Raw genomic sequence first — 12383 nt, forward strand, 5'->3', positions numbered from 1 at the left:
TGTGCTTTCAATGGCCTTGCGCAAAAACGGGCCACCTGCCGCGCTTCAAAATGGGTCGGACGGCGTTCGCACCGGCTCACAAACCGATTGCAAAACAGCATCAGTTTTGCAATAACCCAGGGGGTGAAACCCGACCTATGGTCGTTGCGCGCGGCTGCCAGACGCCACGCGCGCCGGAAACGTCAACATCGGAGATCGTCCGCATGTCGCTCACCCTTTATCTGCATCCGCTCGCCTCGTTCTGTCACAAGGTGCTGATCGCGCTTTATGAGAACGGCACGCCTTTCGAAACAAGCCTGGTCGATCTTCTGGACCCCGCCGAGGCGGCCCGCTTCGCGGAGCTCTGGCCGGTCGGCAAGATGCCGGTGCTGCGCGATAGCGCCCGCGATGTCACCCTGCCGGAAACCTCCATCATCATCGAATATCTCGATCGCCACTACCCGGGCGCTCGCCCGCTCATTCCGGCGAATGCGCAGGAGGCGCTGCAGGTGAGGCTCTGGGATCGCTTCTTCGATCTCTACATCCATACGCCGATGCAGAAGATTGTCACCGACACGCTGCGTGCCACCGGCGAGAACGACCATCGTGGAGTGGCCGACGCCCGCGCCACGCTTGGCGTCGCCTACGGCATGGCCGACCGGCATTTCGCCACCAACGCGTTTGCCGGTGGCGCCGCCTTCACCCTTGCCGATTGCGCCGCGGCCCCCGCTCTCTTCTATGCCGGAATTGTCGAGCCTTTTGCCGACGGGCATCCGCATCTTTCGGCCTATTTCGAACGGCTGCTCGAGCGCCCGTCGATGAACCGTGTGCTGGCCGAGGCGCGGCCCTATTTCCACATGTTTCCCTATAGGGATCTCATGCCGGCGCGGTTTCTCGCCGGGGCCTGAGAGAGCCCCGGTAAACGCGGTGCAAGGCGAGCTTACTCGACCTGCTTCGGCGGGGTGCCTATCGGGAAGGCGAGCGTGACGAAACCGGCCGTGCCTTCCATGCGGTTCTTCGCCGCAAATTCCTGATAAACCTTCAGCCGCAGCGAAACCGGCGTTTCGCCCATCTTGAAGTTGTAGCCGACGGTGCCGCCGAGCGCCGCCACCCGGCCCTTGAAATCGCCGAGCCGCGCGCCCGAGCCGCTGTCGCCTGTCACCTGCTGGTAGAAGTAGCCAACGATACCGGCGGAGAATTGCGGCGTGAACTGCTTGGAGAGCGCCCATTCCGTGTGGAATTCGGTACCGGTGCGGTAGTCCGTCGCCGGGTTCTCGCCGTTGAAGGTGAAACCTGCCGCTCCCGAGAGGTCGATGCCTGTTTCCGGGTTGAACCAGGTTCCGGCAAAGGTGAGGTCCGCCCCCCAGCGATTGAACGACAGATTGGCGATCTCGCCCTTCTGGTAGTCGCCGATCGGCACGTTGACGATGAGGTTGGTCGACCAGTGGAAGTCGCCCTCGTGCCAGCCGAGCGAAGCGCCGACAATCGGGTCGCCGATGGTGAAGATCGAATCCTCGACGCCGCGGCTAAGCCCGCCCGGCAGCGAAACCGACGCATCCACGTTGGGGCCGCCGAAGGGCACGACAGCGGTGAAGCCGAGATTGCCGCCCATCACCTCCTCGGGAAGGACCCAAAGCCCGGTGACGAAATCCGCAATGATCCGCCCCTCGACCTCGGCGATCACCTGGCCGCCGACCGGCAGCTGGCGGCTGCCGCCAAGCTCGCCAAAGTAGAAATAGGTGTCGTTCTGGATATAGGTGCCCGGGGGTGCCAAGAGGCCGGCCATCGGGCCGCGCGCGCCGAGAAGATAGAAACCGGCACCGTTCTCCGCCGCCTGCGCCGCTTGGGGGCCAAGCAGTGCCGATGAAAATATCCCGGCGCCAAGGCCGACAGTTGCAAGAAGACGTGCAGCAGATCTCATGTGATTCCCCTCTTTCACCGGGACGAGGATATATCACTTTAACGTGTGCTAACTACCCCCAAGACGGGGGAGCGAGATGCGATCCTTGCCTCCGTCGGATCGCGCGCTCCGCACCGGTAGCACGCTATGCGGGAGCCGTTTCGTGCACCCCTTGCTTGCCATCGTCGCGAAACCGCTGCCCGCTGTCAGGCGCCGCACATCTAGAATTGCGGCTGCGGCTCCGCCTGTCCGCTGCCTTGCGGGCCGCTGTCCCTCGCCTTCGCCAGTTGCAGAACCTCGAGCGCGCGTGCCAGCTCCCAGGCGGCCTGAAGTTCGGTTTCAAACAGCGCTATGCTGACATCGATCGGCTCCAGCCCCACGCGCGAGGAGGGTATATCGCGGCGGCCGATCTCGTCCTGTACCCGGTAGAGATCGGCCCGAAGCGCATCGACATTCAGCCCCAGCGAATGCAGCACGATGTTGATCTTGCGTTGCAGGTAGCCCCGCGAACCGGCACCGAGCTCCGAGCGCAAGCCCAGGATCGACAGAAAATTGACGAGGAAGAGGTAGCCGTCGACCCCGAGATCCGCATGGGGATAGCGCGGCAGCGCGCGCATCGTCTCGGAAAAGCGCGGCCGCGAGCACAGGAAGATATCGATGCGGAACGCCATGTCGATCAGGTCGGTCCATTCCGTGTCATCGAGCGGGCCAAGCCCGTCCAGTTCGTGGTCGACATTGAAATAGGGCATCGAGCGCCTGGTGAGGATGAGCGCCAACCGCACGGTAGAAGGCGCCATCGGCGAGCCGCGTGCAGCTTCCTCGCCCGCCAGGCGCACGACGCCGGCGTCCGGCGCATCACGCTCGATCTCGCCACGGCTTGCCAGATATTCATGGCGCAGCATGGACGTCTGGAGATAGGCGAGCCAGGCGAGCCGCACCTGGCGGGACGCGGCCCAGCGCGCCAGCAGATAGCCGGCACCGACAATGGGCATATTGTAAAGGCGAAGATCGCGCCGCTCGAAGCAATTGTGCTCGAAGCCGGCAAACGGTTCGAGGGAGAGACGCGTTCTGGACACGTCGCTCATCGCAGGCACTCCTCGATGTCGTCGAGCACCCTGCGATAGCCGGCGTCGCTCTTGCAGACGTCCGTATGGTTGCGACGATCCACCGTATAGAACGGCGGATCCTGTGCAAAATCGCCGGGTTCGACGATGTTTTCATACTGGCCGATCGTGATCTTGGTCGCGACCAGGCATCGCAGTCGTCCCCGCGTCAGCCGCGCCAAGGTGCCGGCCTCGACATCCCTTATGAATTCCGATTTCGGCCGAAGGTCCTCTAGGATCGGCGCCTTGTAGAGCAGGCCGCATCGCAGCGCCGCCAGGATCCCGTGCCCCTCCATCACCCCGCCCGCGTTGTGCAGCGCGTTGGATCCCTTGTGGGCGGGCGCATAGAGCAGCAGCTGGATGTGATCCGCATAGGCGTCGGCGGCCCGCGCCAGATCCAGCGCCACCTGCCGCATGATCGCGCCACCCAGCGAATGCGCCACGACGACGACCCGATCGTAGAGGAAAGGCTCGCGCTTGGGGCCATAATAGATGTAGCGATTGGAAAATTCGGCCGGCTCGGCCAGCAGCCTGCGAAACAGATCGAGCACCGAGCGGCTGATCACCCGCGCCCGGCTGCGCACGCTGTCATAGCCGAGGAAGAGAACGTCTGCGGCGGAAAAAAGCGCATCCCGCCGGATGTAGGCACTGGCGTTGTGCCAGGTTGCCTCCGCGGCACCGGTAAAGCCGTGCAGGAAAACCACCAGCGTTCCGGGCCTGTCGAGGCACCAGAAGGCCGAACTGCCCACGCCGAAATCGATCCGGCCGAGACAATAGTGATTGCTCATTGCCCGCCCTTCCAACGCCTCTCCGCCCACCATTATACAAGGCACTGCTCAATCGGGCGACGCATCTATTGTAAGTAGCAATGCGGCGAGATACGCGCCGCCTTCCCCCGTCCCAAAGCCCCCCGTCCCAAAGCCCCTCCTCCCGAAGAAAGTTGACGCGACCACGGGCGCGAGGCGCGTCATCTGCATCACCACCTTGCTCAACCTTCCTGCGCCCCTAGTTTGTTTTCAACGGCAAGAGCCTGACACCAGGGAATGAGGATAACCAGATGGAATACCGGTTGCTCGGCCGATCAGGCCTGAAAATCTCGACGATCACCATGGGAACGATGACGATCGGCGGCGGCGGCAAGTTCGCGCAGGTCGGCAATGTCGGCCTCGACGAGGCGCGCCTTTATGTCGACATGTGCCTCGACGCCGGCGTCAACCTGATCGACACCGCCGACATCTATTCCACCGGCGGCTCGGAGGAGATCATCGGCAAGATCCTCGGCGGCAAGCGCAAGAACGGCGTGCTGGTCGCCACCAAGGCGCGCTTCAACATGGGTCCGGGGCCGAATGACGGCGGGCTCTCCCGCCATCACCTGATTGCCGCCTGCGAGGCGAGCCTCAGGCGGCTGAAGACCGACGTCATCGATCTCTACCAGGTGCATGAATGGGACGGCCAGACGCCGCTCGAAGAAACGATCGAGGCGCTCGACACGCTCGTGCGCCACGGCAAGGTGCGCTACATCGGCTGCTCCAACTATTCCGGCTGGCACATCATGAAGGCGCTCGGCATCAGCGCGCTTGAGCGGCGCCAACGCTTCGTCAGCCAGCAGATCCATTACACGCTGGAAGCGCGCGAGGCCGAATACGAACTGCTGCCGATCAGCATCGACCAGGGTCTTGGCGTGCTCGTCTGGAGCCCGCTTGCCGGCGGCCTGCTCTCCGGCAAGCACCGGCGCGACCAGACGCCGGATGGCACCCGCCAGCTTGCCGGCTGGAACGAACCGCCGATCCGCGACGAGGAACGGCTGTGGGCGATCGTCGACATGCTGGTGGCGATCGCCGGCGAGCGCGGCGTCTCGCCGGCACAGGTAGCGCTCGCCTGGCTGATCGACCGCAAGGGCGTGACTTCGGTGATCATCGGCGGCCGCCGGGAAGAACAGTTCCGCGACAATCTTGCCGCGGCCAACCTCAAACTGACGGACGAGGAGTGCGAACTGCTCGACGCCGTCAGCCTGCCGCCGGTGCTCTATCCCTATTGGCACCAGCTGCGCAGCGCCAGGGACCGGCTCGGCGAGGCCGACCTGTCGCTGCTCGGGCCGCATGTTTGAAGGGGTTTGAAGGATCGGCAGCCGCCTGAAGCGTCAGCTCACCGTACAGCGCTTGCGGCGGCCCCTCATCCGGCCTGCCGACCACCTTCTCCCCCCTCGCGGGGAGAAGGAAACCCCGCGGCACTCGCTCGTTCCCTAACACCGTTCTTGGTCGTCATGCCCACTGACAGCAAGCCAGATGGCAACCGAGCCGTTGCGCGCGTCCCCTCTCCCCGCCTGCGGGGAGAGGGTTAGGGTGAGGGGCAGAGGCACGCGCTATCGCTGCGAAACAGCCCGCCCAGAAATGCGGACGCCCCTTGACTTCCCGCCAAACACGCCCATTTTATATCATATGATACGCAGAAAGAATTCATAGGAGCCTATCATGCCAAGCGCCCAGCCGGCTCTTGCCCCCGATCACGACACGGCAAGACATGAGGAAGCCGTGATCATCAAGGCGGTGGTGAAGGCCTGCGACCTGTGGAAGCTGACCAACAGGGAGGCATCGCAGCTCTTCGACGTGCCGATCGCCACCTGGAACCGAATGAAGGCGGGCGACTTCAAGGGCAGGCTCGACCAGGACAAGCGCATGCGCGCCAGCCTGATCGTCGGCATCTTCAAGGGCCTGCGCCTCTATTTCAACGGACCGCTGACCTACCAGTGGCCGAAGGCGGTCAATAGCGGGCCGGTGTTTGACGGCCAGTCGCCGGTCGACGTGATGATCGAGGGCGGCATCCCGGCGATGATGAAGGTGCGGCGCTATCTCGACGGCCTGCGCGGCGGCCTATGATCGCCGAGATCGATTTTACCGATCCGGCCACCATCCGGCTGATTTCGACCGCCTATATCGACGAGCCGGCCGTCAAGCCGCTCTGCGACGACGAGGACGACATCGAGATCCTCAACCGGCTGGAGGCGCTGACGTCGGCGCGGTTGAGCCCGCTGGCGCTGCCCGCCGGCGTCAACCCGGCCGAACTCCTGAACAATAGCTTCGGCTACGGCTGGTCGCTGATCAACGCCGCATTCTGCCACGCCCGCCCGCCTGGCAACCGCTTCAACAACGAGGACCGCGGCGCCTGGTACTGCGCCTTCGGCGACAACGCGCTCGATACCTGCCAGGCCGAGATCGTCTATCACCGCACAAGGGCGCTGGCCGACGCCGGCATCTTCCACGATATCGGCGCCTATCGCGAACTGATCGCCGGCTTCACCTGCCGTTTTCACGATGTCCGCGGCGAAACAGGCCCCGCCTATCTCGGCCCGGATCCCGCCCTTGCCTACCCCGCCGGCCAGGCGCTCGCCGCCACGATCTTCTCCGGCGGCGGCAACGGCCTGATCTACCCTTCCGCCCGCCATCCCACCGGCGAGTGCATCGCCGTCTTCCGCCCCGCCGTCATCCAGAACATCCGCCAGGGGCGCACCATCACCTTCGAGTGGACGGGCTCGCCCGAACCGACGATTCTCAGTGAAAGCTGAACGCCCCATGGCGGTGCTGCGGGCGCAGAATTTGGCGCGAAGCGGCAGGCTCGAAAAATGAGGGACAGTGGAGAGGCCGGGAACCTTCGCTGGCATCATCTGTGTCGCGGACCACGATACCGCAGCGCGTCGGCCACCAGCGCGAAGGCGGGCGACGTCTGGCGGCGGCTCGGGTAATAGAGGTGGTAGCCGGCAAAAGGCGGGCACCAGTCTTCCAGAACCTGCACCAGCTGGCCTGAGGCGAGATAGGGCGCGACGACATCCTCGGGCAGATAGGTCAGCCCCAGCCCGCCAAGCGCCGCGCTCAGCCTGAGCGCGATGTTGTTGAAGACGAGCTGGCCTTCGACGCGGACCTTCACCTCGCGCCCGTCCTTCTCGAACTCCCAGGCATAGATGCCGCCATGGGTCGGCAGGCGCAGGTTGATGCAATTGTGCTCCGTCAGTTCCTGCGGCGTTCGCGGTATTTTCCGCGTGGCGAAATAGGATGGCGCGCCGACCACCGCCATGCGCATGTCCGGCCCGATGCGCACGGCGATCATGTCCTTGGCCACCTGTTCGCCGAGACGCACCCCGGCATCGTACCGCTCCGAGACGATATCGGTCAGGCCGTAATCGACGATCACCTCGACATGGATATCCGGATAATCAGACAGCAGCCGCTCCAGCGCCGGCCAGAGGATGCAATCGGCCGCATGCTCGCCGGCGGTGATGCGGATCGTGCCCGCCGGCTTGTCGCGAAATTCGCTGAGGGCGGCCAGTTCCCGGTCGATCTCGTCCAGGCGCGGGCCGATCGACACCAGCAGCCGCTCGCCAGCCTCGGTCGGCGACACGCTGCGCGTCGTGCGCGTCAAAAGCCTCAGGCCCAGCCGCGCCTCAAGCCCGCGGATCGTGTGGCTCAGCGCCGACTGTGAAACCCCGAGCTGTGCTGCCGCCTTCGTAAAGCTGCGTTCCCTTGCTACGGCAAGGAACGCGATGAGGTCGTTGATCGGTTGGCGCGGCATTCATGAATTCCTCTCATAACCTCTTGCGAGATTTACCACCTAATCCTGATCAATCCCATGCACTAACTTGCCTGAGACAACCGCGACGACTTCAGGCCGGCAACATTGACCGCCATTTGCAAAGGATCGACGCCATGAACATCAAACGAAGCGGCTCTGACGCCTCGGCCAAGGGACCGGCCGACTATTTCACCGGCACCGTGCGCATCGATGCCCCCTTTAGCGGCACCGCGCCGGCGCGCGTCGGCGGCGCCACCGTCACCTTCGAGCCTGGCGCCCGCACCGCCTGGCACACCCATCCGCTCGGCCAGACGTTGATCGTCGTTTCCGGCCTCGGTCGCGCCCAGCGCGAAGGCGGCCCGGTCGAGGAAATCCGCCCGGGCGACATCGTCTGGTTCTCGCCCGGCGAGAAACACTGGCACGGCGCCTCACCGTCCGCCGCCATGACCCATATCGCGATCGCCGAAGCCCTCGACGGCAAGGTCGTCGACTGGATGGAGAAGGTCAGCGATGCGGACTACCGGGCGGAAGCCAGGGCCGGCTGATCGCCCGCCATTGCAGCGCCCTCGCCGACCCGGCTCCACGGGCCACCTCTACCCAGAAACATCGTCATTTGAGACAAGGAACAGCCCCATGGAAAACCGCACACTCGGCAAAAGCGGCCTTGAAGTCTCGGCCCTCGGCCTCGGCTGCATGGGCCTCAGCTATGGCTACGGCCCGGCAACGGAGAAGCAGGCGGCAATCGCCCTGATCCGCATAGCCTTCGAGCGCGGGGTCACCTTCTTCGACACCGCCGAGGCCTACGGCCCCTACCGCAACGAAGAGCTTCTCGGCGAGGCGCTCGCCCCCATGCGCAATGAGGTGGTGATCGCCACCAAGTTCGGCTTCGATTTCGACGCTGAAGGCGGGCAGAGCGGCATGAACAGCCGGCCGGAGCAGATCCGCAAGGTCGCCGATGCGGCGCTGAAGCGTCTGAAGACCGACGGGATCGATCTCTTCTACCAACATCGCGTCGACCCCAATGTGCCGATCGAGGACGTCGCCGGCACGGTGAAGGACCTGATCAACGAAGGCAAGGTCAGGCATTTCGGCCTTTCCGAGGCTGGCCCACAGACCATCCGCAAGGCCCATGCGGTGCAGCCGGTCGCAGCGCTGCAGAGCGAGTATTCGCTGTGGTGGCGCGAACCGGAGGCCGAGATCCTGCCGCTGCTCGAAGAGCTTGGCATCGGCTTCGTGCCCTTCAGCCCGCTCGGCAAGGGCTTTCTGACCGGCGCCATCAATGCCGACACCACCTTCGACAGCAAGGATTTCCGCAATGTCGTGCCGCGCTTTGCGCCCGAGGCGCGCAAGGCCAACCAGGTGCTGGTCGATCTCTTGGGCCAGATCGCCACCCGCAAGGGGGCAACGTCGGCACAGGTCGCGCTCGCCTGGCTTCTGGCGCAAAAGTCCTGGATCGTGCCGATCCCAGGCACGACCAAGCTGCACCGGCTCGAGGAAAACATCGGCGCTGCAGCCGTGCAACTGACCACAGACGATCTCGGCGAAATCGACAGGGCGCTCGCCAAGGTCACGATCGACGGCGACCGCTATCCGGCCCACCTGCAGGCGCGCGTCGGCCGCTGATCCCGAAAAGCAAGAAGAGGGCAAACAATGACCGAGAATATCAGGGACAAGGTCGTGGTCATCACCGGCGCCAGCAGCGGCCTCGGCGAAGCCCGCGTCTGACGCGGTTCGGACGGCGCAATGCGCCGGCCGATCATGCTGCTTCAAGGTGGCATATGCTGACGCCCCGCCCTACCGCGGTGCCAGGCCTTCCAGATCGTTCAACCGCTTCATCGCAGCCTGTTGCGCCAGCAGGCCGTAGTTAATGCCGCTTGCGTTCAGCGAGCTGCCGGCCTGATGGGGGAACTGGTTGAAGTCGGAGAAGAACTCCTTGATCTTGCCCTGGATCGGCACCAGCAGCCAGATGTTGCGGGCAAGGAAGTCCATGGCGCCGCCGCCCTCCTCCAGGCCCCTTTCGTAAGGATCCATGCGCAGATTGGTGATCAGCGCCCAGCTTGGCACTTCGCGCGTCGCCGTGGCGATGTTGCCGTGGCTGGCAGTGGCAAAGCTCAGCTTCCAGTCGTTCCAGCGAATGGCATTGAGATTGCCGCCCTGGTCGAAATAATAGACCGAGTCGCGCGGCGGCTCCTTCGCCTCTCCCCTGAGCAAGTCTGTCAGGTCAAAACCGTCGAGATGGACCTTGAACGACTTGGTGCCCGCCTGGAAGCCCTCCTTCATCTGCGCCTTGACGTCGCCGATGCCGGCAGCCGTGGCAAAGGTTGGCAGCCAATCCATCAAGTGGACAGGGTCGTTGATCTGCGTGCCCGGTTTTACCACGCCCGGCCAGCGCACCATCATCGGGATGCGGAAGCCACCTTCCCAGGTGGTGCCTTTTTCGCCGTGGAACATCGTCATCGCACCATCAGGCCACAAGGCGATCTCCGCGCCGTTGTCGGTGGTGTAGAGCACGATCGTATTCTCAGTGATGCCGAGATCGTCGAGCTGCTGAAGCAACTGCCCGACGTGGCCGTCGTGTTCAGCCATGCCATCCGCATGGATGCCCTTGCCGGTCTTGCCTACCGAGGCCGGCTTCAGGTGCGTGAAGACGTGCATGCGGGTGGCGTTGAACCAGACGAAGAACGGCTTGTCGGCCTTGTGCTGGCGATCAATGAAATCCTTCGCCGCAGCGAGGAATTCCTCGTCCACCGTCTCCATGCGCTTGGTGTTGAGCGCTCCGGTGTCTTCGATCTTGCCGTCGGCATAGGAGTGGATGACGCCGCGCGGACCGTACTTCTTCTTGAACTCCGGATCCTTCGGATAGAAATAGCCCTCCGGCTCTTCCTCGGCATTAAGGTGGTAGAGATTGCCGAAGAATTCGTCGAAGCCGTGGTTCGTTGGCAGATGCTCGTCATGGTCGCCGAGATGGTTCTTGCCGAACTGGCCGGTGGAGTATCCCTTCGTCTTCAAGACATCGGCAATCGTCGGCATCCAGTCCTGGATTCCGTGCGGGTCGCCCGGCATGCCGATGGTCAGAAGCCCGGTGCGGAACGGTTCCTGGCCGAGGATGAAGGAAGCGCGGCCGGCCGTGCAACTCTGCTGTCCATAGGAATCGGTAAAGATCGCGCCCTCATTGGCGATGCGGTCGATATTGGGCGTGCGGTAACCCATAAGGCCCATGGTGTAGGCGCTGATCTGCGGGATACCGATGTCATCGCCGAAGATGACGAGAATGTTCGGCGGCTTGCCGCTGCCGGCGGCAGGTTGTTGCTGGCCCCTTGCCGCGTCAAGCGGCGCGCTCGAGCCCACCATTGTGGCGGCGGCGAAGATCGTGCCGCCGAGGAGCAGGCTGCGGCGATCCACGTCGATCGAAGGAATGGTATCGTTGCTTGATGGCTTATCGACATTCTGAACCATGTTCATCGTCTCCTGTTCATGAGGACTGTGATCGTCGATTGCACTGAAACCAGGATTTTCGAATCTTCTTGAAACGGCTGCTGGGACTGCCGAAACCCGCCTTTGCCACGTCGGTTTGGACGTGGCTGACTGCCCACCGGTCACGACTGAAAAACTACCACACCAAAGGCGGAGAGCAGGAGTACGTAACAGTTACGTAGCAGCGATTGATCGAAGGCAACGTGGTGCGTCGCAACGGCACAGCACGATTGCGTTGGTCTCTCGGCCGGCGTTCGATGTGCGCCGCGCCGACAGTCCTGGAGCGTCGTCGACTGCACAGTGCCTCGCTACAAGACAATCGAGACGGCTCTTCGGGGAAATCGAACTCAGGCGGAGGCCGGCGAGGCCAGCGCCACCGTTTGCTCTCTCGGCACCACCTCCCCCAGCATCCAGTCGCACAAGGCCAGGATCCGTGGGTCCTGGCTCGAACTTTCGGGATAGACGAGGTGATAGGCATAGTCTTCGGCAACGCTGACGCCGATGTCGAACAGCCGCACCAGACGGCCCTCCGCCATTTCGTTCTTGATCATCGCCAGGTCGACAAGCCCGACCGCACCACCGTCGATCACGGCTTCGACCACATGGCTCGTGTCGGTAAAGGCGACGCATCGGCTGTCGTCGAATTCGTCGATGCCGGCGGCCGCCATCCACATGCGCCAGTTCGGCCAGAGCATGCCTTCGGTGTAGCATTCGACATGACACAGCGTCTGGCCGAAGAGATCGCGTGGGCTCTTCGGTTGGCCGCCGGCAGCGATCAGCTTCGGGCTGCAGACCGGTGCGATCACCGCCTCGAACAGGCGCTGCGACCGCGTCTGCGCATATCGGCCGGAGCCGAAGCGGATGGCGATATCGACATCGTCGGCATCGAAGTCCCTGACCTCGTCGCTGATGTCGAATGTCAGCTCGATGGCCGGGTTCGCCGCACGGAATTGCGACAGCCGCGGCAAGAGCCAGTTGGTGGCAAAACGCGGGCTCAGCGACACGCGAAGCTGCCGGGCGCCACGCGCCATCCTGCGCGCGCGGCCGACGGCGGCCTGCAGCGTCTCCAGCGCCCGGACGGCCGCCTCGAACACCACCGCACCGGCCGGCGTCAACTGGATGCTGCGGCTGGTGCGGGTGAACAGCACGAGGCCGAGCTGATCCTCGATTTCCTTGATCTGGTAGCTGACCGCCGCCGGCGTCAGCCCCACCTCGTCGGCCGCCCGGGTGAAATTCAGATGGCGGCCGGCGGCTTCGAACGTCCTCAGCGCGCGGGTCCCCGGCAACATCCGGCTCATATATCTTCAAGCCTCATTTAACGATCCATCGAGAACTACTTGTTTTTCAATGAGCGATCAATCGGG

Annotated in this window: 12 protein-coding genes; 6 read left to right on the top strand and 6 right to left on the bottom strand. The window is 63.8% G+C overall.

The window, feature by feature from the left end:
* Positions 1-203: 203 nt before the first annotated feature.
* Positions 204-887, top strand: a complete 684-nt coding sequence (locus tag BC363_RS00295; protein WP_065787051.1) for a glutathione S-transferase family protein — start codon at positions 204-206, stop codon at positions 885-887.
* A 32-nt stretch (positions 888-919) separates the two neighbouring features.
* Here the strand turns inward: BC363_RS00295 and BC363_RS00300 are convergent, their stop codons facing one another.
* The 3 genes from BC363_RS00300 to BC363_RS00310 form a co-directional block, all read right to left on the bottom strand.
* Positions 920-1900, bottom strand: coding sequence for a transporter (locus tag BC363_RS00300; RefSeq protein WP_065786923.1), 981 nt, complete (start codon positions 1898-1900; stop codon positions 920-922).
* A gap of 200 nt (positions 1901-2100) precedes the next feature.
* On the bottom strand, positions 2101-2964 hold the full coding sequence (locus tag BC363_RS00305) for a hypothetical protein (RefSeq protein WP_065786922.1): 864 nt from the start codon (positions 2962-2964) through the stop codon (positions 2101-2103).
* Entirely contained in the window at positions 2961-3770 is an 810-nt protein-coding gene (locus BC363_RS00310) for an alpha/beta fold hydrolase (protein ID WP_065786921.1), read from the bottom strand. The genes BC363_RS00305 and BC363_RS00310 overlap by 4 nt, the downstream gene beginning before the upstream one ends.
* 269 nt (positions 3771-4039) lie before the next feature.
* Between BC363_RS00310 and BC363_RS00315 the strand changes: the two genes are divergently transcribed.
* The 3 genes from BC363_RS00315 (at position 4040) to BC363_RS00325 (ending at position 6544) form a co-directional block, all read left to right on the top strand.
* Complete coding sequence (locus tag BC363_RS00315) at positions 4040-5089, top strand: aldo/keto reductase (RefSeq protein ID WP_065786920.1); 1050 nt, start codon at positions 4040-4042, stop codon at positions 5087-5089.
* A 364-nt stretch (positions 5090-5453) separates the two neighbouring features.
* A complete protein-coding gene (locus BC363_RS35730) occupies positions 5454-5858 on the top strand; it encodes an antitoxin Xre-like helix-turn-helix domain-containing protein (RefSeq protein ID WP_065786919.1) in 405 nt (134 codons plus the stop codon).
* Entirely contained in the window at positions 5855-6544 is a 690-nt protein-coding gene (locus BC363_RS00325; protein WP_083223743.1) for an RES family NAD+ phosphorylase, read from the top strand. The genes BC363_RS35730 and BC363_RS00325 overlap by 4 nt, the downstream gene beginning before the upstream one ends.
* A 95-nt stretch (positions 6545-6639) precedes the next feature.
* Here BC363_RS00325 and BC363_RS00330 read toward each other — a convergent pair whose 3' ends face one another.
* Entirely contained in the window at positions 6640-7545 is a 906-nt protein-coding gene (locus tag BC363_RS00330; RefSeq protein ID WP_065786918.1) for a LysR family transcriptional regulator, read from the bottom strand.
* A 134-nt stretch (positions 7546-7679) separates the two neighbouring features.
* Between BC363_RS00330 and BC363_RS00335 the strand changes: the two genes are divergently transcribed.
* Positions 7680-8090, top strand: a complete 411-nt coding sequence (locus BC363_RS00335) for a cupin domain-containing protein (RefSeq protein WP_065786917.1) — start codon at positions 7680-7682, stop codon at positions 8088-8090.
* Positions 8091-8178: 88 nt separating this feature from the next.
* The gene (locus BC363_RS00340) at positions 8179-9168 is read left to right on the top strand and encodes an aldo/keto reductase (protein WP_065786916.1); all 990 of its coding nucleotides are present in this window, start codon (positions 8179-8181) and stop codon (positions 9166-9168) included.
* A 171-nt stretch (positions 9169-9339) separates the two neighbouring features.
* Here BC363_RS00340 and BC363_RS00345 read toward each other — a convergent pair whose 3' ends face one another.
* Together BC363_RS00345 and BC363_RS00350 are read right to left on the bottom strand one after the other, a co-directional pair.
* Positions 9340-11001 carry an arylsulfatase gene (locus BC363_RS00345; protein ID WP_141690191.1) on the bottom strand — a complete coding sequence of 554 codons (1662 nt, stop codon included), beginning with the start codon at positions 10999-11001 and terminating at the stop codon, positions 9340-9342.
* 365 nt (positions 11002-11366) lie between these two features.
* Positions 11367-12317, bottom strand: a complete 951-nt coding sequence (locus BC363_RS00350) for a LysR substrate-binding domain-containing protein (RefSeq protein WP_065786914.1) — start codon at positions 12315-12317, stop codon at positions 11367-11369.
* Between the last annotated feature and the right edge of the window lie 66 nt (positions 12318-12383).

This window comes from Ensifer sp. LC384 (assembly GCF_001695865.1).
GTDB lineage: Bacteria > Pseudomonadota > Alphaproteobacteria > Rhizobiales > Rhizobiaceae > Ensifer.